We start from the raw sequence: 24,306 nt of genomic DNA, 5'->3' as shown, positions 1-24,306 counted from the left end.
AATGCCGGATGGGCAACACACCATCATTGACGTACACGTTTTGCTTGTCCGCGGTGCCGAGTTGCTACTTACGCAGCGGCGCGGGACCTACGGCGGCGGTATGTGGCACTTGCCGTCGGGAAAGCTCGACGCCGGCGAGTCGCTACCGGCTGGTGCTGCGCGCGAGGCCGAGGAGGAGGTCGGCGTGCGCGTCGACCCCGCCGAGCTGCGCCACGTGCACACGGTGCACGTCGCTGGTTCCGGGCCGATGCCGCGGCTCGGCGTGTTCTTCGAGGCTCGTCGCTGGTCCGGCGAGCCCTGCAACCGCGAACCCGACAAGTGCTCGGCGGTCGAATGGTTCCCGCTCGACAACCTGCCCGACGACGTGATCCCGTACCCGCTCGCCGGCATCCGCGCCTACCTCGACGGCGTCCCGTTCGGCCTGCTTGGCTGGGCTGATCAGCCGCGGCCCGTTCTGGCCTGACCGGCTGCTCAGCGCAGCGAACCCCAAAACTTCTGATTCGCTCGAGTCCAGACGGCATCGTTCAGGTTGAGCGTGGTCGGCAACGGCGCGGCCTGACCGGCGCGGTACACGCTGTACGGGGTTTCGTTGAGCAGTGCGGACGCGCCGGCGCCGGTGGCTGGTGTGGTCGAGGCGAGTCTCGGCGCGGTCCCGCTGCCGGTGGTGAGTCCGGCGAACGCGACGGCGTCGCCGCGGTTCACGGCGAGGGTGCCGAGGTTGACCGACTTCATGCCGACGGTGGCTATCCAGTTCAGCCCGGACACGGTCGCCTTGCGGTCGAGGCTGGACACGGTCGGGCCGACGTAGACGCCGAAGTCGAATCCGGCGAGCCCGGTGTGCGTGGCGTAGACGCAGAACTTCGCGACGCTCGCGAGGAGCGACCGCGGCGCGATGGTGGCCCACACGGTGAGGTAGCCGGGCGAGAGGGTTTCGCCCCAGATTGCATCGGTGCGCCGAAGGGTCGAGACCTGGTCGCCGTAGAGGGTGGTGTCGGTGGCCTGCGCCTCGACGATGGGTAGCTGCCCCATCGTGGCCAGGTCGACCCCGTCGACGGGCACCGGTCCGCGGTACTCGAGTGCGCCGCCCACTACCCGACCACCACCACGCGGTAGGTGCCGGCGGCGCCGAAGGACAACGCGACGTTGTCGGCGTCGGTGAGGTCGACGCCGACGAGTACGAGCGTCGGAATGGTGGTGCTGATGTCGTAGACCGAGACGTCGACGAACTGATTTCCGAGCCCGTGTCGGATGCCGACTCCGCCGGCGCCGGTTGGCGAGACGTCGGCGATGACCTTGCGGGCGACGACGGCGGTGTCGACGGCGACGGCGTCCGCGGTGACGAGGATGCCTCGGCCGGCGCCGACGGCGATCGTGTCCGCGCCGACGGCGAGCAGGCCGGCGCCGGCGAGGGTGAAGCCGTCCGAGCCGGTGCCGTAGACGGCCCACGTCTGCCCGGTCTCGCCCGGGGTGATGCTGCCGTTCGTGGTGAGCAGGTAGAGCCGGTCGCCGTTGGTGGCGCCTTCCTGAACGGCGACGACGGCGCCGCCGCGCAGGTCGCCGGGGCTGTCGGCGTCGGCCGAGCGTGCCCACGCACCGGCCTTGGCGAGGTAGATGCCGTTCTCGACCGGGTCGGCCTGTGCCTTGACGAGTACGCGGTCGTCGGCGTTCGGGGTGATGCCGTCGACGGCGGCGAGCCCGGTGCGGGTAATGGGGCCGGTGGTGGCCAGCCGTACGGCGGCTTTGAACGAGACGCCGGCGGCCGCCGTGGCTACAGCGTCTTGAAGCTGTCCATAGGTGGCGAGGTCGCCGGCGGCCGAGCCCGGCGCGGCGTTGGTGATCCGCTGCGCGCCGACGTTGACGGGCGCAGTCGGGGCGGCGAACTCGTCGAGCCGATACCCGGTGACGGTCGCGCGCAGGTCGGACACGGTCGAGGCCGGCTGGTTGCCGGTGTGGTTCGCGCGGGCGGTCGGGTCGATCCAGTTGCCCGCGGCGTCGCGAATCTTCAACCGGCCGTTGTGGTAGATGACCTGCGCCTCGGCGCCGGCCGGGAGGCTGGCGACCTTGTGCGCGACCAGGTTGCGGGCCTCGTTGAGCCCGTGGTCGGTGTTGGTGCCGAAACGTACATCGGCCATGAGCGGGGTCTCCTAGCTGAGATAGGCCACGCCGGAGCACGGCGCGGAGAACTCGACGCGGACGTGTCCGGCGGCGGGGTAGGTCACGACACCGAGCAGCGGCTCGCCGGTGGACTCGATGACGTGCACACCGGCGGGGGTGAACGAGAGCGGGTGAAAGACGTTCCAGACCGCGGCGGCGATGGTCTGCTCGTGGCGGTGGCCGAACTCGAGGACGTTGCCCGGCTCGCCGGGCGGTGCGGTGTCGACGGGGGCACCGACGGCGAGCCAGTCGAGCGCGACCGGCGGGCCGGCTTCGGGCTCAAGGGCTGCCACGGGTCACCCCCCGAGACACGCGCACGGTGCCCTCGACGATCCGGGCGACGCGGCCGCCGGGGTCGATGAGCAGGACGTCGAAGACGCCGGCGAGCCACGGCCAGACGCGCGAGGTCGCCGCGGTCACGGTGAGCGTGACCCGCGAGTCCGCGGTGCTGGCGCTGCCGGCTGCGGTCGACCACTCGTGCAGCACGTCGCCGGCGTCGATGCGTTCGCGGACCTGCGCGCGCACCGTCCACCCGGAAAGGTCGAGCGGCCGGCCACCTGAGGTGACCGGCCACGCTCGACCCCACTCGGCGCCCTTCTCGATCACGACGTCGTCGTGCAGGGCGGGCACGGGCTACTCCTGCGGATAGGTGGGCGGGCGAGTCGAGCCGAGGAGGAACCGCGCGAGCCAGTTCGGCACCCGCGGCTCGAGCCAGCGCAGGCCGGCGTAGACGGCGCCGAGCACGACGGGAACGGCGGCGGTCTGGCCGAGCCCGTTCGCCGGCTCGGTGAGCCAGTCGGGCAGGCCGAGCGCGACGAGGTAGGCGACGCCGGCCGACCACAGTGCGGGTACAACGGTGCGCACCCACGACGTGACGTGGTCCGAGCGCAGCCACGCGGCGAGCCGCTCGCCGAGCTGGCGCTGCGGGGTGGGGTCGGTCATGGTCACTTCCCCTTCTGCGGGAACGAGTAGCCAATGCGGCCGTTCGTGGCCTCGCCCTTAGCGTTGCGCGCCCGGTACCGGAGCGCGATGCCCTCGAGCCCGCTCGGCACCTGCCAGAAATTCCGCTGTCGGTCGGCGAGCCGGCCGGTGGTCGGTGCGGTGCCGATCAGGCCAACGAGCTTGAGCCCGCCGCCGATGGTGACGACTTCGTACTCGACTTCGCCCCACGCGGCGAAGATCGTGAACCAGGCGTCGCCGACTACCGTCGAGTTGGCGTTGCTCTCGAACGGGAGCGCTACATAGTTCCAGTCGGCGGCGTAGGGCAGGGATACGGGAATGGCAGGCATGTCGACCTCTTTCTGTGGCTGGGATGGGGACGAGAGCAGCGCGGCGAGCTGGTCGCGGTTGCCGCGGTAGGCGTTGGCGTCGACGGGGGTGTGTCCGGCGACGGTGGCCGAGCTGGTGAACTGCAAGACCTCGACACCGGCGCCGCCGTAGCCGTCCCAGTAGTTCGCCGGTACGCGCTCGTAAATCTGGGAGGCGTATCCGCCGTTCATGTCGGGGTATCGGCTCGACCACAACGGCGGCAGGCCGTCGAGCGCCGGCGAGCCGAGGGTGTCTCGCCAGTACCAGCGCGGGACGTAGACGAGCGGCACGGTGTAGCCGGCGCCGCGGAGCCGGGCGACGATGTCGCGGGTGAGCGCGAGGTTTCCGCCGTCCTTCTCGACATCGGGAATCACGGGCACGTCGCGCGGGACGGTGCGGGTGATGGTGTCGACCTGCGCCGCGGCCGAGGCGTTGCCGCGCTGGTAGTGGTAGGCGGCGACAAGCAGGTCGGCGCCGCGCGCTTCGCCGAGGTTGCGGCCGAACTGCGGGTCGACCCATCCGGCGCCGTCGGTGGCCTTGAGAAAGGCGAAGTCGAATCCCTCGGCGCGGGAGCGGCGTAGGTCGAACGCGCCGCCCTGGTGGTGGCTGATGTCGATGCCGTAGAGCATGGTCACCTCTCGAAAAGGGGTTGTGTGTCAACGGTTCTTGTGGTCGTTGAGCGGCTCGGTTGGGTCGGCGACGGCGTTCTCGACACGGTCGATTGCGTCGCGCAAGCTCACGCCGGAGTTGGGGCGCAACTCGTGCTCGACCCGTTCGACGCGCTCGACGAGGTCGCGCACGTTGTCACGGGTGGCGGTGCCGTCGGTTTCGATGGCGGCAATGCGTTCGATGACGCCGGGCCGCGCCGGCGAGCCGTTGCGTTCGGGCTCGCCGAACCAGTCGTCGGCGAAGTGACCGAGCCGCCGCAGTCCGCGGGCGGCATTGCGCGTGGCTGTCCACACGCGACGGACGACGAGGTAAGCGGCGACAGCGACACCCGCCGTCCCGGCGATGTCGAGCACGCCGAGACCGGCGAGGTTCACGGGTTCGGTTTTCCTTGCGGGATAGGATAGTTCGGGCTACATGCAGTAGCAGCCAAGGACTTGGCAGGCGATCGCGCCGGCGCCGGACGCCGAGGCGGTCAAGGTGACTTCGACCCAGTCGCGGCCGACGAACTCGGCCACGCTGAACCGGCCTTGTCGTGTTACGACGGCGCCGACGTTCACGCGCCACGCCCCGACTTCGGTGCCGTCGAACTTGAGTCGGTAGGTGACGTCGGGTTTATCGAAGGACTGGCCCCAGACACCATCGATGGTGACCCACGGATGCGAGACGGACGCGCGGCCTTCCCACAACGTCGTTTCGCCGCTGAGCTTCCGGGTGTCGATGTCCATATAGCCGAAGGTCTCGCCGAGCGCGGGGTCGGAACTGTAGGTGTGGGTGATGAACATCGGATACAGGACAATGGGAAGCCATGGGCGCGCGAGACCGACTCCTACCTCGGCGTTGTCGGACACGACGATGCGGCCGGTTGAGTCGGCCATGGCCCAGAAGTCGCGGCCGAACTGCGCCGAGCCCGCCGTGTACATGAGGGTTGCGCCGCCTTCGCGGCGGAGCACAAACCGTTGCTTGCCTTGGGAATCCGGGCCGATGTAGAGGATTTCGACGCCGTCGGAGTCGGTCACTTTGATGTAGCTGTCGTCGACGAGGGTCAACCCGCCCCGGGCGATGACGGCCGAGGACAAGCCGACTTTCTTGCGCACGGAGGCCAACTCCCGTTCAAGGGCGATGACGCGGTCGATGATGTTGGAAGGCTGGTTGACCTGCATTAGGCGGCGTCCTCGATGAGCGGGCTCATGGTGATGGTGACGGTTTCGACGGATTCGCCGGGCGCGTACTGCGCGTCGACGATCCGCATTGCGGTGTCCAGTCCGCGGCGCATGAACGCGTCGCGGATGACGACGCGGACGTCGTCGCCGGTGTCCCATTCGCCGACGTAGGGGGCGGTGTCGCCGCGGACGGTGAGCGTCGGGAGCACGACGGGCAACCGGGCGACGAGCTGGTCGGCGTCGGCGTGACCTTGCAGTGTTTCGACGTCGCTCACACTCGAGTAGCCCTGTTCGGACTCGAGCAACGGCCAGTGCGCCGGGTACTTCGCGGTGTCCTCGGCGACGGCGATCGGGGTTCCCTCGGCCATGCCGTCACCGGTGGCGAACGTGCGCGTTGCCATCCGCGTAGCGTCCGACGGCCAGACGTAGGAGAGGATGTTGCCGCCGGTCTCCCACACGTGCGCGGTGCCGGTCTGGCCGAGCCGCGGCGTGCCCACGCGCATGATGCGACGGACGCGGCCGCCGGTGCCCGGGGCGACGCCGAACATGATGTCGGGGCCGTTGATGACGCGCGAGAGCTGGCGCAGGGCCTCGCCGGTGTCAGTGAGCGAGTGGCCGGGGTATTCGCGGTCGCGGTAGATGAACGATTGCGAGTCGTCGACCTCGACCCGGATGTCGCCACCGGCGTGCGATTGGGCGAGCTGCACCAGGCGCCGCGCGATGTCGTTTTGCTCGGCGTCGTTGTAGCGGGTGGTGAGCTTCGCGACGCGGTCGACGGCGACCGGGTCGGGCAGCAGCGGCAACACCTTGCGGTGGTCGAAGTAGCTCCACCAGTCCGCGCCCTGGATCTCGACGGTGCCGGTGCTGCTGTCGTATTTGCGGGTCCAGATGAGCCCGCCCCACATCGGCCGGTCATCCCGCAGGACGTAGAGCGCGCGCCGGGCCGGCATCGTCAGCTCGTACGGGTCACGCCGGCGCGTCGACGGGTGCCGGGCCAGATCCCACGTGCCGGAGAACTTCCCCGCGTCGTTCAACGGCCGGTTGTACTTGACGCCGGACAGAGGCAGCTCGTCGAGCACGTTGCCGCTGCGCATGTCGGCGACGAGGAACGTGTACGTAGGCAGCGCCATCACGGCCCCCGCCACACGGCGGTAAAGCCGCTGATCAGGTCGCCGGGCGATTCCTTGGTGACTGCGCTCGCCGTGCCCGAGTAGCCGTAGCACCGGAACGTTGCGCCCTTGTCGAGCCACCTCGAGGTGGACGCAGAGACGTTGTTGCCGCCGCCGGCTGTGCTGTCCTTCGCCCACAGGTTCCCCGCGGACGAGCCGCCGATCATGGCGTACTTGTCGGTGACAGCGATCCCGTAGCGCAGGTTCAGCGAGAGGTCCCACCAGCCGGGTTCTTCGATGGTGAACACCCCACCGGCGAGCGTGATGCCGCCCGGTGGCCGGTTGATCTGGGGAAAGGTGAGCAGAGTCGGCGCGTTCGAGGTCGGCTGGTTGGTGGTGATCGTCCAGTCGCCGCCCGGGGTCGCTCCGTTGAGCATCGCGGCGTAGAGCCACTTCTCGCCGTTCCAGCGGTAGAGCCGGCCAGTGCTGGCGAGTACGACGAGCTGACTCGGGTACGGGTCGGTGATGTCGGACAGGGCGACCGCGGTCACCTGTCCGTGGACGCGCCACGCGGTGCCGTCGTAAACCTCGCTCCATCCCTTGTCGATGCGGTAGACCGACTGCCCGGGATACGCGGCGAGCGCGTTGCGCTCGGCGGCGCTGCCGACGGGCAGCAGCCCGCCGAGGGCGACCGTCCACCCGGGCGATAGCTGGTCGATCATGGCGTCGGTGATCTTGTTCGCGCCGGCGATCACGTGGACGCGGCCGAGCGTGAACCAGTCGCGCGAACCGTCGACCACGGGGTCGCTCGGCGTCGCCGAGGCGCTGCCGCGAACGAGCCGCACATCGAACCGTGTCGCGGCGTCGAGGTAGAACTCGTCGGACTGCTGCGCGATCACCAGGTCGTAGCGGTCGTTCGCTGGATCGGCAGGGACGGCGAGCACGTCGAGGGTCTTCGCTGTATCCAGCGACACCAGGTAGGACCCGATACCGCGGGAAGCGCGTACGGCGCCTTGGAACGGCTCGACCACGATCGAGCCGTTTGCCGTGCCGGCCGCGTGGACGCGCCCGGGGGTTCCCGGAGCGGGCCGGATGCCGTTGCGTGCGGTGACGGCGTTCGCCCCGGGAATGAGCAGCGCGGACACGGCGAGTCGCGCGTCTTCGGTGCTGATGAGCGGTTTATCGGTGGACCCGACGGCCCACGAGTTGCGCTCGGGCATGAGGAAACCTCCGTCTCACATGGCGGTGTTGTGCACGGTCACCGACAGGCGAGAGTCGGAACTCGGTGCGGCAGAAGCGAAAACGGCCTGTGCCTCTCGGCCGGGCGGGAAGCTGAACCATCCTCGGGTGAACAGGCGGTCGGACGCCGAGACGTTGCTGCCGACGAACAACACGGTTCGGGCGAGCGTGTCGACCTCGACGACTTGCCCCGCGGGAATGAACCAATCCGGGTCGAACTCGAGCGCCTGCCCCGTATCGCGCCGAGTGATGGACGGACCGCGGACCGGGCCGGCGATACGCCACACCGGCCACGCCTCGGCCGTGCCGGTGTTCGTCCACGTGATCACCCCGCCACGGGCAGCGGCGCCGAACGGCATCGGGAACCGCACCGGGAAGCCGAGCCCGCCGGAATCCGTCGCGCCGAGCATCGTCGACGCGGTGAAGCCGGGCAGTTCGAGCAACCGGGGATCGGTGGCGACCCATTGCAGCGCGCCGGCGACGTAGCCGACGTCGTACTCGAGCCCGGTCGGCACCGACCGGCGCGTGCACCGGGCGAGCGCCTGCCAGCGCCGACCGTCGAGCCGGATCACGAGCGGTTCCTCGTCGGGGTTCTCGCTCGGCGTGGTGATGGCACGCAACCGGGCGACCGCAGCCGCGTACTGCTCGCGGGTAGCTCGCCGAGCCGAGATCACATACGAGTAGGTGACGGTGCGGGACTGCGCGAGCAACTGCCCCGGGAACGCGCCATGTTGGCCGGGCCGGTCGATGTCGCCGCCGCGCATCTGCGGCAGGTCGAGCCAGCCGTCGAGAGCGCGCCACCCGTAGGCCGTACCGGCGCCGAGTAGCTCGCCGTGCCACTCGAGTTGTCCGTCGCGGGTGATCAGGTCCCCAGCAGCCACTACCCACCCCCGCGGCTCAACCAGTCCAGTTCTCCGGCGATGTCGGCCGGCGACTGCGCCGGGGTCGCGTGAAACTGGTCAATGTGGACAGTCGCACGGCTTCCAGTCGCCGCGTACGTACCGGCGGCCGCACCGGACCCCGTTCCAGTCGCGCCCGCGAACGCGAGCGCCGGAGTGTTCAGACCGTCCGCCATCGTGGCGGACACACGCGAGGCCAGGTCGGACGCCGAGCGCGTCGCGACGCCGGCCGCCTTGTCGATACCGCCGGCGAGGCCGGGCGGTATCCAACGGCCGATGTCGGCGAACACCTTCGACGGGCTCGAGATACCGAGCATGTCCTTGACCCATCCGGGAAGCAGCGAGCCGAAGAAGCTCTTTACCTTGGACCAGAGCCAATCGGCGGCGCCGGAAATGCCGTTCCAGAGTCCGCGCAGCAGGTCGCCACCGATCGAGATCAGCAGCGAACCGAAGTTGCCTAGCGCCGACAGCGCTCGGCCGGGTAGGCTGCCGACGAACGACAGTACGGTCGACACTCCATTTGAGACGGCGTCGGACACACTCGACCAAATATTGCGGAAAAATCCCAGCACAGCATTTAGTCCATTTTGGACAGTCGAGCGGACAAAGTTCAGTGCGCCGGAGACGAGGCCGGTGATGAAGTCCCAGGCGGCCGAGACGGCGCCGGTGATCGTGGACCAGATTCCGGAGAAAAAGTCAGCTATAGCCCCAAAAATGGCCGAGGCTGTGCTCTTGATCCACTCCCAGGCAGCCGCTAGGGCTGCCTTGATCGTGTCCCAATTCGAGATGATCAAGATAGCCAGCGCGACTACCGCGGCCACGATCGCGAGGAACGGGTTAGCCAGCATCGCTACCCGTAGCGCGTTGAAAACCGTTGTAGCTACGCGAAAAGCGGACGACAGAGCGCCCACAATGGACACTAGCGGACCTATCGCGACGGCGACAGTGCCAACGGCCAGAGCCAGCGGGCCTAGCCACGTCATGTTGTCGGACAGGAAACCGGCGAGCAGCGCGAGCAGGGGGCCGGCGAGCTGGAGCGCGGTAGCGAGAACGGTGCCGATCTGGCCGGCCAGGGTCGCGAGCCCGGGAGCGAGCGCCACGACGGCCGGTTCGAGTGCCACGATCGCCGAGGCCAGCCCGCCGGCCAAGCTCTGCGCGACCGCGCCGACCACCGGGGCCAGGGCAGCGAGCACCCGACCGAGCGGGGCGACCGCGGGGGCCAGGGAGGCGAGCGCGGCGCCGAGCTGCGGACCGAGCACGGCAATCGCCGGTCCGACATCGGACACCAGCACGCGGCCGACCTCGGCGAACACAGGGGCCAAGCCGCGGCCGGCCGCGGCGATGCCGCCGAAAATCTGCTGTAGCAGGGTGGCGCCCTGCGCGGAGTTGAGGAACTCCCGCACGGCGCCGGTTGCCTGCACGAGCACGTCGAGCGTCGACACACCGTTCGTCGACATCGCCCGGAAGACAGCGGCGACGATGCCGCCGACGTTGCCGGCGAGCTGGCCGAGCTGCTGTAGCGCGTTGAGCCCGTTGCGCATCCACGCCTCGAGCTGCCCGGACTGCCGGGCCTGCGCGATGAACGCGGCGAACCGCTCGGCGGCCGAGCCGGCGCCGGTGGTGAGGTCGGCGAACACAGTCGAGCCGACGGTCGCCACGTCGCGGAACACCTGCGCGAGCGGCCGCGCAGTCTCGGCCAGGTTCGACACCGCGGTCGAGCTGTTGTCGAAAATCGTCGTGACGTCGCGCCCTGTCTGCGCCTCGCGCAGGAACGCGGCCAGGCCGGCGGCGCCGACACCGAAGCTCGAGGCGACGTCGGTCATGCCGCGCTTGAGAATCGGCATGTACTGTCCGCCGAGCTGGCGAACAACCGACCCCATCTCGGAGAAAAGTTCTTGCTGTACCGAGCTTTTCACCGCGTCCCACGCGGGTTTTATCTCGCGCACGGCGTTCGCGGCGTCGCGCGCTGCGGGGGCGAGTTTCGCGGTGGCCTCGGCGAACTTCTTCGGGTCGTCGATGTTCTTCATCGCGTCGCCGAAGCCGGACATGCCGACCTTGAGCGAGACCAGCGCGGCGCCACCGGCGACCGCGGCGCCCGGCAGGATCAGCAGCGCGCCGGACGCGGTGACGAGCCCCCCGCCGAGAGCGCCGAGCGCCCCGCCGGCGAGGTTCGCGGCGCCGGCGAGTGCCCCGATCTTGAGCGCGCTCGCGCCGGCCGAGTTCGCCATGCTGGCCGCGGACTTGCCCGCGCGCACGAGCGCGTTGTCGTAGACGTCGGTGTCGCGTGCCGCGGCCGCGAACCTCGCTCGGGCCTGCGCGAGCTTGCCGGCGACGCCCTTGTCGTCGATGCGGAGGTAACCGACAAGCTCACCGATGGTGAGCGCCACGGGGGACCACCCCCGCCCGCTGCTCAGTCAAGGGCGGGGGCGGTCAGCCTCCGGGTACAGCGCGCGACGTAACCGACTGGCGTCGGTGGAGAACAGGCCGGCGATGCGGATGCGCAGCCAGCGCCACGAACGGGCGCGCAGCAGGCCGGGCGCCTCGATGTCGACGGCGTAGATTTCGTGCAGGTCTAGCTCGACGAGCGACCAGCGCTCGAGGATTTGCCGCCACTGCGGGCCGTCGCCGGCGCCGCCTTCCGTGTCCGGCTCGTACCACTCGCGGATGCCCGTTGCGGGGTCGATCGGGCCGCCGCTCGACGGCTCGCCCGATTCCCCGCCGAGGCTTCCGGGCGGCCGCCGGTGTTCCAGTACGCCTCGGCGGCCTCGGCGCTCTGCGTGTGGTGCAGAAACGCCGTCATGCCAGCGACTTTGAACCGCGGCCACGCGACGCCGTCGGCGAGCATTTCGTCGTAGGCGGTACCGAGCGACTTGCGGTACATGTCGATTTCTTGCGCGTCGCTCAGCAGCTCGCCGCCCGGTTCGGGCACCGACAGCTCGCCGGCGTCGGGGTCGTCCTCGTGCGCCTTGACCGCGGCCGCTACACCGAACATCCAGTCGTGCAGCCGTTGCAAGCGCAGACCGGTCTCGGCGTCGACTGGTGGTACGGCGTAGACCTTGCCGCCGATGGGCAGCTCGAGCCCGCCGTCGAGCAGCTCGTCGAGATCCCGATACGCCATCACTTACCCCCGTTCGCGGTCGAGGCGGCCGCCGCGCCGGCAGGCGGGACGGTCACGGGGTTGGCGATTTCGAGCGGCGCGCCCTGGCCCAGCAACGTGAAGTTGAACGGCTCGAGGTCGGTCGTCTCGCCGCCCTTCTCGAACTCGGACACTTGCGCCCATCCCTCGGATGCATCCGGCGAGCCATCGCGCCGGTACCAGCGCACATGCACGTCGGCCTCGAAACCTACCTTCCGGGCGGCCTTGCGGATGAACTCCTGTCCCGCGTCCGGGGTGTAGGTGCTGGCCTTGGTGTCGCGCTTGCGCTTGCCCTCGGCCTCGATCTTCCATTTTCGCTGCGTGATGACGTCCGAACCCCAGCCAGGCGCGTCGTTCGTCGCGTCATCCTCGGTGTTGTCGTCGCTGGACTCCGAGAAGCTCGACAGCCCACGGACGGGCGTCCACTGTGGGGCCGTTGCGTTTGTCGACGCGTCGATCTCGAGTACCCAATCACTCGCCAGCATGGAGCGCAGCGCCATAGATTTCCTCCTCGTCATCGTGAGAGATTCGAAGATCTTCACGTATGATCAGTACTAAATTTTCGATAATTTGGTTAACGCCGCCTATGTGATGTGCGCTAACGTTGGCGACCCCTCTTTGTATGTCGACAACCCTTGTGATGTATTCGCTAAGCCCGTCAAGGATCTCGTTTATTCTATTCCTTGCGGAAGTTGTGGCAGACAGCAATGTCACGTCCCGCTGCATTTCTTCAAGCTTACTCAGGCTGTCGTATAGGCGGTCTCTGACGGGTAGGTGAGAGCTATCTCCTGAGCGTATTTCCCCCGTTTTTAGCTCCATCAATCGGACTGATGTGATCCTAAATGCTTCCCTGGTAAAGGATAGTAGCTCCGTGTAGAGGTGAAACCTCTTGTCTCGCCAGTGGGACGAGTCTTCTAATTTTTGCTTCTTGAACTCTTTTTTGAGTTCCCGGTTCCATCGGATTTCTTCGCGTTCTTGGTCTCGGCGTAGCCGCCGATCCTCTCGCCATGCGTTCACTAGTTGGCCGCTGATCACGCTGATTAAGCCGATGATTCCTACGATAATCGGTATCCATATGGAGACTTGTCCGGTTTGCATGTAGTCAACTTACGGGTATCGCCTACCGTCTGAACATGGTCGGGTGATGTGCCCGAACCTGATAGGTGTCGGTGTGCAGGTAGCGGCCGTTTTGGTCGGTGCCGCTGGGGTTTGAGGTCTCGCGGGTGATCAGGTGGACGGCGAGGCCGAGTTGCTGCTCGCCGGCACCGGCGAGCGCGTCGAACGCGATGTCGACCATGTCGAGCGCGTCGCGCGGGTCCTGGCCGGCCGAGCGGTACCGGATGCGCAGGCCGTACTCGGCGTCGGCGTCCGTATCCGCAGTGAGCGGGTACAGCAGCAGCGCGACCACCCGCGGCGGCTCGGCCGGTATGGCGCCGAACACGATGCCGGTCTCGCCGGGCGCGTAGACCCCGTCGGGCCGGTAAACGCCGGCCCCTGCCGCGGCCAGGTGGCGGGCGAGGATGTCGCCGAGTTCAGATAGGAAGCTCACGACCGGGTCGCCTTGCGGATCTGCGCGGCGATGATCTGCCGGGCGACGTCGATCTCGTCGTCGAGCGCGGTCTCGAGGTACTTCGCCTGGCCGTCTTCGTGGTGCCAAGTGGTCTCTTCGTGCTGGCGCACGGCGTACTCGGTGTCGAACGAGACGGCGCCGGTGAGTCCGTCCGTGGTCGCGGTGCCGGTGTTGCGGAGCGCACCGGTGTCTTTCGGCGCTCGGTTCACGGCGACGCTGCGAACGTGCTCGGCGGCGAGCTTGACGCCCTTCTCTGCGCCGCGGGTGAATTCGTCGATGAGGTGGTCGCCTTTCCAGTGAAACTCAGTCTTGAGCCGCACGGCGGGTACCTCCTACGTGAGCGTGATCTCTAGATGCGCCGGCGCGCTGGGGTGATCGAACGTGCTCGAGGTGATGACTGTCGCCGAGCGTGCGGCCGGCGTGCCGGGCCACACGGTCACCTCAGAGCCGGCCGGAATCGCCGGGCCGGGGCGAACGACGACGGTCGTTTCGCTGATGGTCTCGGCGCCATCGGACGCGCGGACCAGGCGGCGACGGTCCTCGACGTAGGCGCGGCGGATGGTGAACGGCCGGCCGAAGCTCGGCCCGTACGCGCCGGTGCCGGCGTAGGGCTTCACGGTCACGGTGTGCGGGAGCAGGAACGCCGGCATGGTCATCGCCACCGGGCGACCTCCTGCTCGACCGGGCCGTCGCCGAGGCCGGCGTCGGCGAGTAGCTGCATGGCTTCGGGCGCGAGCCGAGCGGCTTGTGCGCCGGCGGGGGTTGCCGCGGTCGGCGTGTTCGCCCGGGACAAGGTGACGGACCCGATGCCGGCCGAGGTGTAGCGGGCCGCGGCGCCGGTGTCGTCGCCGGTGTCCTCCCACCATGCGACGGTCGCGCACGTGGCATCGCGAACCGCGGCGCGCTTGTCCGGGTCGGTCGGGTACCCGACGGGGTCGGTTGCGTAGACGGCGGTCACGAGCAGCCAGTCGACGAGCTGCGATGCGCGCGCGAGCGACCGGGCGATGCCTTCGGGTGGGGTGGTGAGGTCGAGCCAGTTCGCGTAGTCCTCGGCGGTCGCGTACACGCGCGCCACGGCGACCCCCTCTCGTTTGGTGGAAGCCGCGGCCGGCGCCCGGTCGGGGCGGGGCGCCGACCGCGGCGGCTACTTCGCCGGTGTGCGGCGGCTGGCGCGCTTCGTGCCTTCCGGCTCGGCCGAGGGGTTCTCGACCGGTGCCTCGTCGAGGGGCGCGGGGGCGACCGGCGGGTCGTCGACGGGCAGCTCGTCGGGCTCGACGTCGTCCTCGGCCGGCGTCACGGTGTAGCCCTGGCGCTGGAAGTAGGCGACGGCGTTCTCGTTGTCGGTCTCGCCGCGGCCGGCGGTGAAGCGGACGCCGGCGACGGTGCCCGTGTAGTCGGTGACGGGGGTTTCGATGGTGTGTCGTGGCATCACTGCACCTTGATGTTGCGGAATACGGCGGCCGCCTTCGTGGCCTTGAGCGCGACGGCGACCGGGCCGAGTTCCACCTCGCCCTTCTTCACGGCGCCGGCGAGGGTGAAGTCGGGCAGCCAGCTCTCGACGAGCTGCGTGCCGACGGTCGCGACACCGTGGAAGCCGTCGAGTCCCACGCGGTAGGCGTACAAATCGGTGAGCCCGGTCGCCGCGGTGCCGCCAACGGTCCGGCCGAGAATCGGCACAATCGGGTTGTTCGTGCCGGCCTTGGCACCGGCGTCGACGAGCAGTACCCCGCCGTATGTCTCGCGGACCACCGGGCGCCCGTTGACGCCGAGTAGCCCCTCGACCGGGTCGCGGGTGTACATGCTCGCGCGCCGAGCTGCTGCCCGGACACGAGCAAGCGACTTCGCGTTGCCGATGACCACCGACGGCGCGCCGTCGAGCAGTGAGAGGAACTCGTCGATGGCGTCGAGCGCCTTGTGCTCGGCGCGCGCGTTGGTGTCGAAGTCGGTCCAGTCGGTGACCTGGCCGGCTCGAAACTCCGTGGTGGAACCCACGAGCGCCTTGTCGAGCCCGTCGAAACCGTTGGTGTCGACGGCGGTGTCGCCGTTGATCACGGCATCCTGAAACCGGGTGTTCGCGGCCTTGATCTTCTGCGACATGTTCAGCGACACCGCGGCGGACGCGGCCGGGCCGACCTTTGCGATAACCCGGTCGACCTCGAACGCTCCGCCGAGCACGGCCAGGTTGACCGAAAACGGTGCGGTTGTGACGTTCTGCGGCGCGTACTCCGAGTTCAGCGCGCGGAAATCCGCGGTCGGCTGCGTGATCAGCCGGCGGTATCCGTAGGTGAGGGTGGCGCCCCCGCCGGAGGGGTTGACGACGTCGTCGAAGATCAGCGAGTCGAGGATCGCCGATTCCTTGCGGAACTCGTCGATCACGGCCGGGTCGTAGTCGGTCTGTGCGTTGTTCTTGGCCTCCGCCAAGGTCACAGGCATGGGACTCTCCTAAGTGGTCAGTTGCCGTAGTGGCGTGAAATGGCGTCCGTGAGCGACTTCGCGGCGCGTTTCCCGCCGGTCCCGCCGGCGTGCTGTCCGCTGCTGCGCGGCGGCGCCTGGCCAGCGGCGCGCAACTTCGGGTTGTCGGTCACGGCCTTGGTGATCGCGGCGCCGACCTTGTCGGCGAAGTCGGCCGCGGTGGGGTCGAGCTGCTCGACCGCGGACAGGAACGCGCGCGAGTCGACCAGTGCGGCAGGGTCGGCGCCGAGCGGGCCGGCGGACTTGAACACGGCCAGCTCGACCGCGGCGGCGCGGGCGCGCTGCTGTTCGGCGGTGACCTGCTCGGCGAGCTTGGCCGGGTCGGCCTTGTCATCCTCACCGGCGACCAAGCCGAGGGCTTTGCCGATGTCCTGCGCGAGCTGCTGCCGCGCCTCGTCGGCCGCCTTGGTCTTCGCACTCGTGCGGTCGGATGCGTTCTCGGCGCGCAAGTCGCGCACCATCTTCGCCAGGGTGGCCGGCTCGAGGGCCGCGAGTTCATCCGCGGACGCGGACGGATCGGCCGGTGCCGACGCGCTCGGCTGGCCGGTTGCCGGTGCCTGCTCCCCGGTGGCTGGTTGGCCGGTGGCATTCGGTTCGCCGGCCGTGCCGGACGGCTCGCCGGCAGGACTAGCCGGGGTGATGGGTGCGGACACGGTTGCCTCCTGGGCGGTCGTGGGGTGGGAAACTCGGCGCCTGGCCGAGGAAACGGAGGTGTCCGCGTTGTTGACACTCACCACGAATTGCCTATAGAGTGTCAACAACGCGGACATTTGGAGAGGGAGCGAAATGCAGGCACTTTTCGAGGTCGGGCCGCTGCTCGAGGCCGAGGCGCTGCGCAAGCACATCGCCGACCAGGTTCCGGGGCAGGTCGACATCTGGGAGGCGTGCGCCGAGGTCGCCGCTGAGCGCGCGGCCGCCAAGCCGACGCCGTTCGCGTGGCCGGAACCCGTTGGCCCCCTGTCGTTTTACGTGCGCGACGAGCTGTTCGGCGGGGTGGTGCTCGCGTGAACAAGCGACGTGACACCAAGCCGGGCGCCGCGAAGGAACCAGCGGCGCCCGGTCGTCGTTTCATTGGAGCGGCAACGCTCGGCGAGCGGCTCGGCGTGAGCCGCTCGGCGGTGAACAAGTGGCGCAAGCGGTACCCGGTCGACTCGCTGCACCCGTTCCCTGAGCCAGACGTCGAGATCGACGACGTACCCGGGTGGGCCCCTGAGCGCGTGCCCGAGATCGAACAGTGGCGCGCAGGTATGCCCGGAAGCGGTAACAGCCTCGTGCAAGCCGACTAGTTCGTCTCGGAGTGTTCGCGCGCGTAAGCCGCCTGCCCGTCCTGATATGCCAGTCGCCACACACGCGCGATCGCGAGAGGTCCCCGCTCGGCGTTCTCCTGATGGGCGCGCTCGGCCGGCGTTCGCGGGCTGAGCCACTCGGGCGTATGCCTTGGCGCGTAAGGGTTCGGCGTCGGCGGCGCGAGACCGTAGCCAGCGGCGTAACCCTGTTCCCGGGCGGCGCGGACTTGTTCGGCGGTCACTGTAGCCACGACTCACCCCCGGTGCGGAACCGTTCTCCGTTGCCGCCGTCGAGCAACTCGGCGGCGAACTGGTCGAACGTGACCCTACCGTTTTCGTCCCACCACTGCTTTAGCTCGTCGGATGCCCAACGGCGGGCGTAGTTCTCGTTCTGACGCCACAGGTTCCGCGGGTCCAGTCCGTTGCGCTGGCCTTCCTGCGTGAGCAGGAACCCGTTTGTAGCGGCCTCGGCGGCGAAGTAGTCGCGTTCGAGCCGCTCGGCGTACGCGGCGCGCGCGAGTTCGTCGAACCCGCGGCCGCGGTAGCCCTCGCGCCGAAGTCGGGCGATGGCGTCCTCGCGGCGCATCTTCTCGACGTCTTTGTCGAACACCTCGGCGTACGCCTGTTCGTAGTCGAGACCTGTCTCGACGAGCCGGTCTACCTCGGCCCACTTCTCGGCGTCCGGGTCGTCGGCGACCGCGTCGGCGTACTGCTGGTCGGCTTCGCGCCGGTCCAGCTCGGCGAGCACCGCGGCGACCGCGTCGTCATCGTCGCCGACTTCGGCGAGCCGGTCGGCGAGCTGCTCGTCGGACAGCTCCCGCAGGTTCACCTCGGAGGCTTCGCGCTCGGCCTGTTCGGCGGCCTGGCGCTCGGCGTGCTCGGCGGCGAGCTGCTCGGCCTCGCGCCGGCGGGCCTGTTCGGCGGCGATGGCGTCGAGCCGGTTCTGCTCGGCGCTGCCCTCGGCGACCTGGTCGGCGAGCTGGTCGCGCCGGCGCTCGGCGGCCCGGAGGTCGCCGTGTCCGAGGTTGATTTGCTCGCGGTAGCGCTTGCGGTTGAGCCCGGTCCGTTTCACGTGCTCGCGGATCTCGGCTTGCGTCTCGCGCACCCGGCGCTCGGCGGCCTGGCGCTCGTCGTCGGTGAGCGCGGCCGCGGCCTTGCGCTTGTTCCGGCGCACCTTGCGCTCGAGCGCGCGCAGGTCTTCGCGGTCCTGCTCGGCCTTGGCGTCGTGCTCGCGGATCTCGTCGAGCTTGGTCACCCCGGGCAGGTACGGCACGAACTGATGCCGACAGTTCGGGTGCATGAGCCCCTCGAGCCGCGCCTGCTCGACGGTGGCGGCGACGTCGACGGTGACCGTCTCGTCGGTGAGGGTGTGCTCGACCTGGCGCTCGCCGGCCGGGCCGGACAGCGCCAACACCCGCCCTTCCCAGCGGGTACAGAGCCGGCAGGCATGGCGCGAGCGGGTGATCGTGACCAGCTCGACGCCGGCGGAGGCCATCCGGGCGAGGTGCGCGTCGTTCCACGCGCGCCCGGTCGCGGTGCGCACGGCCATCTCGACGTAGCTCGCGAGATTCCAGTCGCGGCCGGCGCGGTCAACGAACCCGGTCACGCCTTGGGCGGCGAGCCGGTCCCACGCGGCGCGCTGCGCCGAGTGGATCGTGCCGGTACCGAGCAACTGATCGGGCGCCGCGGCGGCGACCGCCGTTTGATAGGCGTCCTGCTGCCAGCGCAAGACGCGCAGCGGCAGCGCCTCGAGTCGGCTGGTGAGGTCGGCGGCGAGGATGGCGGCCGCCTGCATTCCGGGCACTACGCCGGCGAGCTGCTCGAGCTGCTCAGGTGACAGCGCGCCGAGTTCGGCAAGCTGCGCGAGCCCCTGCTCGGCGCCGGCCTGCCACGCGGCGAACACGGAATCGGCGGCCGCCTGGCCTGCCTGCCCGGTGACCTGCGTAGCGATCCGCTCGGCGGCGAGCCGAAGCTCACGCGCCGCGGCGGCCTTCTGCGCGGCCCACTCGGGCACGTCCTGACCGGCGCGGACCCGGCGGGCGATGTCGCCGAGCAACCGCGCCTCGGCCTGCGTGTACAGGGCGAGGATGTCCGCGGCGAGCTGCTCGATGACGTCGGCCGGATCAACTCCGGGCGGGGGCTCCCACGGCATCGGCGGCCCCCTCGACGTTGTCGCCGGGCGCCGACGGAGCGGGGAACTGGTCGAGCCCGCGGAACTTCGCGGGGTCGGGCACCGTCCGACCGGATTCGGCGAGGATGGCGGCGACCTCGTCGCGCACCTGGTCGTCGTCCCAATCGGGGTGAACCGTTCGCACCCGCACGTCGGTCGAGGCAGCCTCGGCCGCGCCGAGCGCCTGCACTGTGCGCGCGAGTGCTTCGGGGTCGGGCTGCGTCCGGTCGGGAAACTCGACTGTTCAGTATCAGCTGTTTTGACACAGTTTGTGTATCGCAGCATGTGACACACCCGGGTCGGGTGATGTTGCATGATCTGCCGCCTGACCGGCGTTGTGGTGAGGGCCATGACGCGGAATGGGACGATCATGCGATTCGTGGACGCGATGCTGACGGCTGAAGTGCCGGTTGAGAACGTGTCGGCGTGGTGCCGGGAGCATGGTGTCGATAGGCGGACGTTCTATCGGCACCGTGCCCGGATCCAGGCCGAGGGGCAGTGGCGGCGGCGGTCGACCCGGCCCAAGACCGTGCGGCATGCTACGGCGGAGCCGGTCGTGGCTGTCGTGCTGCGGCTGCGGAAGGAGCTGAAACCGGACAACGGGGCGGACCCGATCCGCGATCGGCTTCTGGAGTTGGCCGCCGAGCGGGACTGGGCCGGACGGGGCTGGCCTGTCCCGTCGCGGGCCACGATCAACCGGATCCTGTCCCGGCACGGGCTGGCCGAGTCCAACCCCCGTAAGCGGCCCCGGTCCTCCTACCGTCGGTTCAGCTATGCCCGGCCGCGGGACTGCTACCAGATCGACGCCACCGAGGTCATCCTCGCCGGCGGGGCCACGGTGGTGGTGTTCGAGGTCCTCGACGACTGCACGCGCATGCTGGTGGCCAATCACGCCGCCGAGGCCGAAACCTCCCGTGCCGCGATCACCGCGATCACCGCGGCCATCACCGACCATGGTGCGCCCGCGATCGTGTTGTCCGACAACGGATCCGCGTTCACCTCACGCGGCCGCCACCCCAACGCCGGGCCATCGGCGTTCGCCCGCACCGTCACCGGCCACGGCTGCAGGCTGATCCATTCCAGCCCCTACCACCCGCAGACCTGCGGCAAGGTCGAACGCCACCACCAGACCTTCAAACGCTGGCTGGATCACCAACCCATCCAACCCGCGACCCTGACCGAACTCCGCACCCTGCTCGAGGTCTACCGCGAGCACTACAACCACCGCCGCCACAGCGCCCTTGGCCGGCAAACCCCCACCCATGCCTGGACCACCAGCGACAGCCACGGCGGACCCCAGCACCTGCCCGTCCAGGACGACGCCACCGTGCACCGCCTCAAAGTCAGCACCACCGGCACGGTCAACCTCGGCAAACACGCCCGGCTACGGATCGGCACCGCCCACGCCGGACACACCATCACCATCATCCGTGACAGCGACCGGGCCACCGCCTACACCAGCGACGGCGACCCGATCGGCCACATCCACCTCGACCACACCAAGACCTACCAAGGCCAACTCACCCCAGCCGCCTAACCTGTGTCACAACAACCGAGACAAACCTGCGGCAGAACTACCGAGACACGACAGTCGGGAAACTCGACCGTGGGTAGCTCGGGCACGGTCGCCGTGCCGCCGAAAGCGTGTCGATCGACCTCGACCAGCGCGGCGGCGATGTGCGCGAGCCCGGAAGCCCAGTACCGCGCTTTCTTGTCGCGCGTGCGGTTCGACAGTTTCTCGCGCGCGGTGACCTCGGTTGCGGTGATCGAGGCGTCGCCGTCGTTGTCGCCGAGCGTCGCCAGCGAATAGCCGGCGGACCGAAGCGCGGTACGGGTGATGTCCTCGGCGGTGTCGCGGTGCTCCGCGACCCGGATCGCGAACTGATGGGCCGAAACCGTGAGGGTGTCCGAGCCGCCGCGCGACAGCGCGTTCAACTCGGTGTAGACCTCGCGGTCCTCGTCGAAGCTCGCGCCCTTGCCCGCGCCGTTGTCCTGCAAGTACCCGGTGGGCACCAGTAGCCGGGCCTTGGCGATCCGAACGTCGCGCATCCAACTCGTGTAGACCTCGTCGAGCGCGTCGAAGAGACCTTCGACCCCGTCGAAGTCCGAGCGGCCCAGCGGCGCGAGCTGCGGTGTGCCGCGCCATACCCGGTTAGGGCGGACATTGGGCACGTAGGCGGCGGCGAGCCGGTTGGTGCCGGTGGCGATGCTGCCCTCGGCATCGACCAGCGGCGCCGCCCATTCGGTTGCCGGGGCCTCGTCGAGCGGCACAGCGCGGCCGAGTTCGTTCTCGGTGCCGACGTGCAGCTCGTGCACGATCCGGCCCGGTTCGTAGCGCTCGAGGTGGCGCCACACGGCCGGCCCGTCGACGCGCACTCGCGCGTAGAAGGTGACCGCGGACAGTTCGCCCCATCGCCATTCGGGTACCGCGGCGTCGGCGTGGACGGCGTCGAGCATGGCGTGCTTGGCCACGTCGGCATCCCAGACCACGCGCAGGTAGGCGCCGCCGAGTGCCGAGGCGATCTCGGCGGCCTCGAGCAACCGCGAGTGCATCGCCGGTGAGTTGAGCGCGAGGTCGAGTCGCGCCTGCGCCGCGGTGTCGTCGACGACGATGCGGGGCGGTTCGGAGAACAGGAGGTCGGCCGAGGCGGTCGCGATGTCCGCGGCGAGCGGCACGTGCAACCGCTGTCGCGTCTGGCCAACGGGGACCGGCCGACCCCAGAAGAACCGGGCGAGCCCGCCCACCACACCCCCGCGGTAGGTCGACGGCCGAAGACGAGGTGTAACGGCTCGTCGGCGCTCACCGGTGTAGACCTCGACGAGCCGCTCGGGATCACCGGTGTACCAGGCATCCCACTCGCGCATACGCGCGTGCGCGTCGTCGAACGGCGGGGGAGGCCAGGAAGACGGCATGACGCACCCCCTTTCACCAGAGCAGGGAGAAACGTGGGAGTTTTCAAGCAGGCCAAGGCGGACACCATCGGCGAGGAAGCGCGCAAGGCGTTCGCCGAGGGCCGGTTCTTCTTCGCCGCCCGGTTGAACTGGCCGGCGACGCACCACTTTTTGTCTGGCGAGGTCGCCGACTGGTCTATCCAGATTGAGGCGGTCGAGCGCGCCGGTTGGGTTCTGTCCGAGTGGTCGGTCGGACAGGACAAGCAGGGCAGACCGGAGGCGTATCCGCTGTTCAGGCGGCGGCGAGAGCAGGCCGCCAGAGCGCCTCAGTAGTCGTCACGGCGTAGCGGCCGCCGTCGAGCGAGTGATCAGCGATCTTGATCGGCTTGTCCTCGCCGGCGGCGGTCGCTTTGTCGTCCCACGAATAGCCGGGTACCTCGGCGATGAACCCGCGGCACCGGTCGGCCACGCGCAACCGGTCCTCGGCGAGCAGGCTCGACACGGTCCGGATGCCGTAGGCGACGTCGTTGTCGGCGGCTTGGGTAAGCACGCCGTCGGACTGGAGTTGTACCCGGAAGCTCGCGGCGGCCGGGTCGACGACGACGAACTCGGGCCGGCCCTGCTGTCGCGGGTGGTGATCGAGGTCGAGCCACTCGCGCAGGCCGGCGGCGAGCTGGGAATCGGTGAGCCGGGTCCGCGCGTGCGCCGGGTCGTGGCGCCACTCGTCAACCAGGTACAGCCGGTCGTCGGTGCCGAGGCCGAGCGCCAGCGCCGCGGTTGCGTTCGTGGTGCCGTAGTCGACGCCGACGGCGAGCAGTCGCCGCAGGTCGGGCAGCTCGGCCCACGGCACGACGTGCCGGTCGGGGTCCCACATGTCGAACACGGCGCCCTCTGCGGCGACCCACTCGCCGAGGATGAATCGGCGGAACCACAAGCCGGTGTACTCGCGACGGATGCTCGCGCGGTACTCGGCGGACAACGAGGGGTTGTCGTCGAGGGTGAACGCGAACGAGCGCCAGTCGGGCAGCTCGGCGAGCCGGTCGAGGTAGTCGTGTTTCAGCCAATGCGCGGGGTTGTCCGGGTTGGTGGTACCGAACAGTTGCGCGCCCGGAACCGACATCCGGCCAAGTAGCTGCTTGAAGAACTCGCGGGCCACGACGGTGACTTCGTCGACGTACGCGCCCGCGCAGGTGAGCCCGCGCAGGACCTTCTCGGCCTTGCTGTCGGACGCGCCGAGTACGAACACTTGCCGGCCGAGAATCCAGCCGGACGGCGCGCCCGCGGTGTAGCGGACGTGGTCGGCAACCGCACCGAACAAGCTCGGGTCTTGCAGCGGCGCGAACACGTTGCGGGCGACCGAGTCGCGGGTGCGCCCGACAACGACGAGTTGCCCGCCGCGGGGCGCGTGCGCGACGAAGATCAACCAGCGCAACAAGCTCGCGATAGTCTTGCCGGACCGGATGGCGCCCGACCAGATGTTCACTCGAGCGCTCGCTTCGCGCATCGATGCGACTTGTGCCGCGGATAGTGGTGGTTCGCCGGGCATCAACTCACCTCGGCATGTTGAGGTGTGGAGAAGCATTTTGAGCCGTAACCTGTCGCGATGGCTAGCACTACCTGCGGTTGGTGTGAGCGGGTCTCACACATGGAGAATTTCGGCACAACGGTCTCCGTTGACGGCTTGCTCATGGGCGCGTTCAAGTGCGACAACTGCGAGAGGCTTAGCGTCGCGTGGCACACCTACAGCTCAGACAGCAGAATGTTCACTGCCGAAGAGATGTTCGAGCATATGATCGAGTACGCCGAGTGGATTCCGAAGGTGGGAGTTGGGAAGCAATTCGACGATGTGCCGGAACATATCGCCGCCGCTGCCTCTGAATCCTATTCCTGCTTCAGTATTCACGCTTACCGGGCAGCGGTCCTGCTAGCGCGGTCCGTAGTTGAAGCGACAGCCAAAGAAAAAGGTGTAACTCAAGGAAACTTGAAGTCAAAAATTGACGGGCTGCATGGCCTGCACTTGATCAGGCCAAGCATTCAGGATGCGGCGCATGAGATCCGGTTTCTTGGCAATGACATGGCGCACGGCGACTTTGTCGCCCCCGTAGAGGTCGAGGAAGCTGCGGAAACTCTTGTGCTCATGGGGGAACTTCTCCAGGAGGTGTTCCAGTCGCCGGCGAGGATCGAGCGAATGAAGCAGGCTCGCCTAGCGAAAGCGGCTGCGAAGAATAAGGAAGCGCCCTAG

The 24,306-nt window shown here is 69.0% G+C and carries 32 protein-coding genes; 6 read left to right on the top strand and 26 right to left on the bottom strand.

What is annotated here, in order from left to right; all coding sequences use genetic code 11:
* Position 1 precedes the first annotated feature (1 nt).
* Positions 2-463, top strand: coding sequence for an NUDIX hydrolase (locus HUW46_RS18095; RefSeq protein WP_215548386.1), 462 nt, complete (start codon positions 2-4; stop codon positions 461-463).
* 8 nt (positions 464-471) lie between these two features.
* On the opposite strand, the gene HUW46_RS18090 is transcribed toward HUW46_RS18095, so the two are convergent.
* The 22 genes from HUW46_RS18090 to HUW46_RS17985 all read right to left on the bottom strand — a co-directional run bounded on the left by HUW46_RS18090 (position 472) and on the right by HUW46_RS17985 (position 16,369).
* Positions 472-1,089, bottom strand: a complete 618-nt coding sequence (locus HUW46_RS18090) for a hypothetical protein (RefSeq protein ID WP_215548385.1) — start codon at positions 1,087-1,089, stop codon at positions 472-474.
* Entirely contained in the window at positions 1,089-2,132 is a 1,044-nt protein-coding gene (locus HUW46_RS18085; protein WP_215548384.1) for a hypothetical protein, read from the bottom strand. Before HUW46_RS18085 ends, HUW46_RS18090 begins: the two co-directional genes overlap by 1 nt.
* Before the next feature lie 12 nt (positions 2,133-2,144).
* Positions 2,145-2,447 (bottom strand): hypothetical protein, encoded by a 303-nt coding sequence (locus tag HUW46_RS18080; protein WP_215548383.1) that lies wholly within the window; start codon positions 2,445-2,447, stop codon positions 2,145-2,147.
* Positions 2,434-2,784 carry a hypothetical protein gene (locus tag HUW46_RS18075; protein WP_215548382.1) on the bottom strand — a complete coding sequence of 117 codons (351 nt, stop codon included), beginning with the start codon at positions 2,782-2,784 and terminating at the stop codon, positions 2,434-2,436. Before HUW46_RS18075 ends, HUW46_RS18080 begins: the two co-directional genes overlap by 14 nt.
* A 3-nt stretch (positions 2,785-2,787) precedes the next feature.
* A complete protein-coding gene (locus tag HUW46_RS18070) occupies positions 2,788-3,096 on the bottom strand; it encodes a hypothetical protein (protein ID WP_215548381.1) in 309 nt (102 codons plus the stop codon).
* 2 nt (positions 3,097-3,098) lie between these two features.
* The gene (locus HUW46_RS18065) at positions 3,099-4,091 is read right to left on the bottom strand and encodes a glycoside hydrolase family 25 protein (protein ID WP_215548380.1); all 993 of its coding nucleotides are present in this window, start codon (positions 4,089-4,091) and stop codon (positions 3,099-3,101) included.
* A gap of 27 nt (positions 4,092-4,118) precedes the next feature.
* The gene (locus HUW46_RS18060) at positions 4,119-4,505 is read right to left on the bottom strand and encodes a hypothetical protein (RefSeq protein WP_215548379.1); all 387 of its coding nucleotides are present in this window, start codon (positions 4,503-4,505) and stop codon (positions 4,119-4,121) included.
* 36 nt (positions 4,506-4,541) lie between these two features.
* On the bottom strand, positions 4,542-5,291 hold the full coding sequence (locus HUW46_RS18055) for a hypothetical protein (RefSeq protein WP_215548378.1): 750 nt from the start codon (positions 5,289-5,291) through the stop codon (positions 4,542-4,544).
* On the bottom strand, positions 5,291-6,421 hold the full coding sequence (locus HUW46_RS18050; RefSeq protein WP_215548377.1) for a hypothetical protein: 1,131 nt from the start codon (positions 6,419-6,421) through the stop codon (positions 5,291-5,293). The genes HUW46_RS18055 and HUW46_RS18050 overlap by 1 nt, the downstream gene beginning before the upstream one ends.
* Positions 6,421-7,620 (bottom strand): hypothetical protein, encoded by a 1,200-nt coding sequence (locus tag HUW46_RS18045; protein WP_215548376.1) that lies wholly within the window; start codon positions 7,618-7,620, stop codon positions 6,421-6,423. Before HUW46_RS18045 ends, HUW46_RS18050 begins: the two co-directional genes overlap by 1 nt.
* Positions 7,621-7,635: 15 nt before the next feature.
* The gene (locus tag HUW46_RS18040) at positions 7,636-8,520 is read right to left on the bottom strand and encodes a phage tail domain-containing protein (RefSeq protein WP_215548375.1); all 885 of its coding nucleotides are present in this window, start codon (positions 8,518-8,520) and stop codon (positions 7,636-7,638) included.
* The gene (locus tag HUW46_RS18035; RefSeq protein ID WP_215548374.1) at positions 8,520-10,925 is read right to left on the bottom strand and encodes a phage tail protein; all 2,406 of its coding nucleotides are present in this window, start codon (positions 10,923-10,925) and stop codon (positions 8,520-8,522) included. The genes HUW46_RS18040 and HUW46_RS18035 overlap by 1 nt, the downstream gene beginning before the upstream one ends.
* A 185-nt stretch (positions 10,926-11,110) precedes the next feature.
* A complete protein-coding gene (locus HUW46_RS18030; protein ID WP_215548373.1) occupies positions 11,111-11,656 on the bottom strand; it encodes a DUF7426 family protein in 546 nt (181 codons plus the stop codon).
* On the bottom strand, positions 11,656-12,174 hold the full coding sequence (locus HUW46_RS18025) for a phage tail tube protein (RefSeq protein ID WP_215548372.1): 519 nt from the start codon (positions 12,172-12,174) through the stop codon (positions 11,656-11,658). The genes HUW46_RS18030 and HUW46_RS18025 overlap by 1 nt, the downstream gene beginning before the upstream one ends.
* Complete coding sequence (locus HUW46_RS18020; RefSeq protein ID WP_215548371.1) at positions 12,146-12,772, bottom strand: hypothetical protein; 627 nt, start codon at positions 12,770-12,772, stop codon at positions 12,146-12,148. Before HUW46_RS18020 ends, HUW46_RS18025 begins: the two co-directional genes overlap by 29 nt.
* A gap of 22 nt (positions 12,773-12,794) precedes the next feature.
* Complete coding sequence (locus HUW46_RS18015; RefSeq protein WP_215548370.1) at positions 12,795-13,223, bottom strand: minor capsid protein; 429 nt, start codon at positions 13,221-13,223, stop codon at positions 12,795-12,797.
* On the bottom strand, positions 13,220-13,564 hold the full coding sequence (locus HUW46_RS18010; protein WP_215548369.1) for a minor capsid protein: 345 nt from the start codon (positions 13,562-13,564) through the stop codon (positions 13,220-13,222). Before HUW46_RS18010 ends, HUW46_RS18015 begins: the two co-directional genes overlap by 4 nt.
* A 12-nt stretch (positions 13,565-13,576) precedes the next feature.
* On the bottom strand, positions 13,577-13,906 hold the full coding sequence (locus HUW46_RS18005) for a hypothetical protein (protein ID WP_215548368.1): 330 nt from the start codon (positions 13,904-13,906) through the stop codon (positions 13,577-13,579).
* On the bottom strand, positions 13,897-14,319 hold the full coding sequence (locus HUW46_RS18000) for a hypothetical protein (protein ID WP_215548367.1): 423 nt from the start codon (positions 14,317-14,319) through the stop codon (positions 13,897-13,899). The genes HUW46_RS18005 and HUW46_RS18000 overlap by 10 nt, the downstream gene beginning before the upstream one ends.
* Positions 14,320-14,388: 69 nt before the next feature.
* Positions 14,389-14,673, bottom strand: a complete 285-nt coding sequence (locus HUW46_RS17995; protein ID WP_215548366.1) for a hypothetical protein — start codon at positions 14,671-14,673, stop codon at positions 14,389-14,391.
* Complete coding sequence (locus tag HUW46_RS17990) at positions 14,673-15,677, bottom strand: major capsid protein (protein ID WP_215548365.1); 1,005 nt, start codon at positions 15,675-15,677, stop codon at positions 14,673-14,675. Before HUW46_RS17990 ends, HUW46_RS17995 begins: the two co-directional genes overlap by 1 nt.
* A gap of 17 nt (positions 15,678-15,694) precedes the next feature.
* Entirely contained in the window at positions 15,695-16,369 is a 675-nt protein-coding gene (locus HUW46_RS17985; RefSeq protein ID WP_215548364.1) for a hypothetical protein, read from the bottom strand.
* A 133-nt stretch (positions 16,370-16,502) separates the two neighbouring features.
* Here HUW46_RS17985 and HUW46_RS17980 point away from each other — a divergent pair, with 133 nt between their 5' ends.
* Both HUW46_RS17980 and HUW46_RS17975 read left to right on the top strand, forming a co-directional pair.
* Positions 16,503-16,724 (top strand): hypothetical protein, encoded by a 222-nt coding sequence (locus HUW46_RS17980; RefSeq protein ID WP_215548363.1) that lies wholly within the window; start codon positions 16,503-16,505, stop codon positions 16,722-16,724.
* Positions 16,721-17,002: a helix-turn-helix domain-containing protein gene (locus HUW46_RS17975; RefSeq protein WP_215548362.1), complete on the top strand. Its 282-nt coding sequence runs from the start codon at positions 16,721-16,723 to the stop codon at positions 17,000-17,002. Before HUW46_RS17980 ends, HUW46_RS17975 begins: the two co-directional genes overlap by 4 nt.
* Positions 17,003-17,240: 238 nt before the next feature.
* Here HUW46_RS17975 and HUW46_RS17970 read toward each other — a convergent pair whose 3' ends face one another.
* Both HUW46_RS17970 and HUW46_RS17965 read right to left on the bottom strand, forming a co-directional pair.
* Positions 17,241-19,154 carry a phage minor capsid protein gene (locus HUW46_RS17970; RefSeq protein WP_215548361.1) on the bottom strand — a complete coding sequence of 638 codons (1,914 nt, stop codon included), beginning with the start codon at positions 19,152-19,154 and terminating at the stop codon, positions 17,241-17,243.
* Complete coding sequence (locus HUW46_RS17965; RefSeq protein ID WP_215548360.1) at positions 19,126-19,317, bottom strand: hypothetical protein; 192 nt, start codon at positions 19,315-19,317, stop codon at positions 19,126-19,128. The genes HUW46_RS17970 and HUW46_RS17965 overlap by 29 nt, the downstream gene beginning before the upstream one ends.
* A gap of 225 nt (positions 19,318-19,542) precedes the next feature.
* Here HUW46_RS17965 and HUW46_RS17960 point away from each other — a divergent pair, with 225 nt between their 5' ends.
* Complete coding sequence (locus HUW46_RS17960) at positions 19,543-20,709, top strand: DDE-type integrase/transposase/recombinase (RefSeq protein WP_254124945.1); 1,167 nt, start codon at positions 19,543-19,545, stop codon at positions 20,707-20,709.
* On the opposite strand, the gene HUW46_RS17955 is transcribed toward HUW46_RS17960, so the two are convergent.
* Positions 20,706-22,085 carry a phage portal protein gene (locus tag HUW46_RS17955; protein WP_215548359.1) on the bottom strand — a complete coding sequence of 460 codons (1,380 nt, stop codon included), beginning with the start codon at positions 22,083-22,085 and terminating at the stop codon, positions 20,706-20,708. The genes HUW46_RS17960 and HUW46_RS17955 overlap by 4 nt on opposite strands.
* Before the next feature lie 33 nt (positions 22,086-22,118).
* On the opposite strand from HUW46_RS17955, the gene HUW46_RS17950 reads away from it, so the two are divergent.
* A complete protein-coding gene (locus HUW46_RS17950; RefSeq protein ID WP_215548358.1) occupies positions 22,119-22,397 on the top strand; it encodes a hypothetical protein in 279 nt (92 codons plus the stop codon).
* Here the strand turns inward: HUW46_RS17950 and HUW46_RS17945 are convergent.
* On the bottom strand, positions 22,357-23,547 hold the full coding sequence (locus HUW46_RS17945) for a PBSX family phage terminase large subunit (RefSeq protein WP_215548357.1): 1,191 nt from the start codon (positions 23,545-23,547) through the stop codon (positions 22,357-22,359). The genes HUW46_RS17950 and HUW46_RS17945 overlap by 41 nt on opposite strands.
* 162 nt (positions 23,548-23,709) lie before the next feature.
* On the opposite strand from HUW46_RS17945, the gene HUW46_RS17940 reads away from it, so the two are divergent.
* Complete coding sequence (locus HUW46_RS17940) at positions 23,710-24,306, top strand: DUF4145 domain-containing protein (RefSeq protein WP_215548356.1); 597 nt, start codon at positions 23,710-23,712, stop codon at positions 24,304-24,306.

Source organism: Amycolatopsis sp. CA-230715 (genome assembly GCF_018736145.1).
In the GTDB taxonomy this organism is placed as follows: Bacteria; Actinomycetota; Actinomycetes; order Mycobacteriales; family Pseudonocardiaceae; genus Amycolatopsis.
This window is presented reverse-complemented; position numbering and strand designations above follow the sequence as displayed.

Excerpts from the sequence above, each read along its gene's own strand:
- HUW46_RS18095 (WP_215548386.1), top strand. The coding sequence starts at position 2 with ATGCCGGATGGGCAACACACCATCATTGACGTACACGTTTTGCTTGTC.
- HUW46_RS18085 (WP_215548384.1), bottom strand. The coding sequence starts at position 2,132 with ATGGCCGATGTACGTTTCGGCACCAACACCGACCACGGGCTCAACGAG.
- HUW46_RS18070 (WP_215548381.1), bottom strand. The coding sequence starts at position 3,096 with ATGACCGACCCCACCCCGCAGCGCCAGCTCGGCGAGCGGCTCGCCGCG.
- HUW46_RS18065 (WP_215548380.1), bottom strand. The coding sequence starts at position 4,091 with ATGCTCTACGGCATCGACATCAGCCACCACCAGGGCGGCGCGTTCGAC.
- HUW46_RS18055 (WP_215548378.1), bottom strand. The coding sequence starts at position 5,291 with ATGCAGGTCAACCAGCCTTCCAACATCATCGACCGCGTCATCGCCCTT.
- HUW46_RS18050 (WP_215548377.1), bottom strand. The coding sequence starts at position 6,421 with ATGGCGCTGCCTACGTACACGTTCCTCGTCGCCGACATGCGCAGCGGC.
- HUW46_RS18045 (WP_215548376.1), bottom strand. The coding sequence starts at position 7,620 with ATGCCCGAGCGCAACTCGTGGGCCGTCGGGTCCACCGATAAACCGCTC.
- HUW46_RS18030 (WP_215548373.1), bottom strand. The coding sequence starts at position 11,656 with ATGGCGTATCGGGATCTCGACGAGCTGCTCGACGGCGGGCTCGAGCTG.
- HUW46_RS18025 (WP_215548372.1), bottom strand. The coding sequence starts at position 12,174 with ATGGCGCTGCGCTCCATGCTGGCGAGTGATTGGGTACTCGAGATCGAC.
- HUW46_RS18020 (WP_215548371.1), bottom strand. The coding sequence starts at position 12,772 with ATGCAAACCGGACAAGTCTCCATATGGATACCGATTATCGTAGGAATC.
- HUW46_RS17995 (WP_215548366.1), bottom strand. The coding sequence starts at position 14,673 with ATGCCACGACACACCATCGAAACCCCCGTCACCGACTACACGGGCACC.
- HUW46_RS17990 (WP_215548365.1), bottom strand. The coding sequence starts at position 15,677 with ATGCCTGTGACCTTGGCGGAGGCCAAGAACAACGCACAGACCGACTAC.
- HUW46_RS17980 (WP_215548363.1), top strand. The coding sequence starts at position 16,503 with ATGCAGGCACTTTTCGAGGTCGGGCCGCTGCTCGAGGCCGAGGCGCTG.
- HUW46_RS17970 (WP_215548361.1), bottom strand. The coding sequence starts at position 19,154 with ATGCCGTGGGAGCCCCCGCCCGGAGTTGATCCGGCCGACGTCATCGAG.
- HUW46_RS17960 (WP_254124945.1), top strand. The coding sequence starts at position 19,543 with ATGCGATTCGTGGACGCGATGCTGACGGCTGAAGTGCCGGTTGAGAAC.
- HUW46_RS17955 (WP_215548359.1), bottom strand. The coding sequence starts at position 22,085 with ATGCCGTCTTCCTGGCCTCCCCCGCCGTTCGACGACGCGCACGCGCGT.
- HUW46_RS17940 (WP_215548356.1), top strand. The coding sequence starts at position 23,710 with ATGGAGAATTTCGGCACAACGGTCTCCGTTGACGGCTTGCTCATGGGC.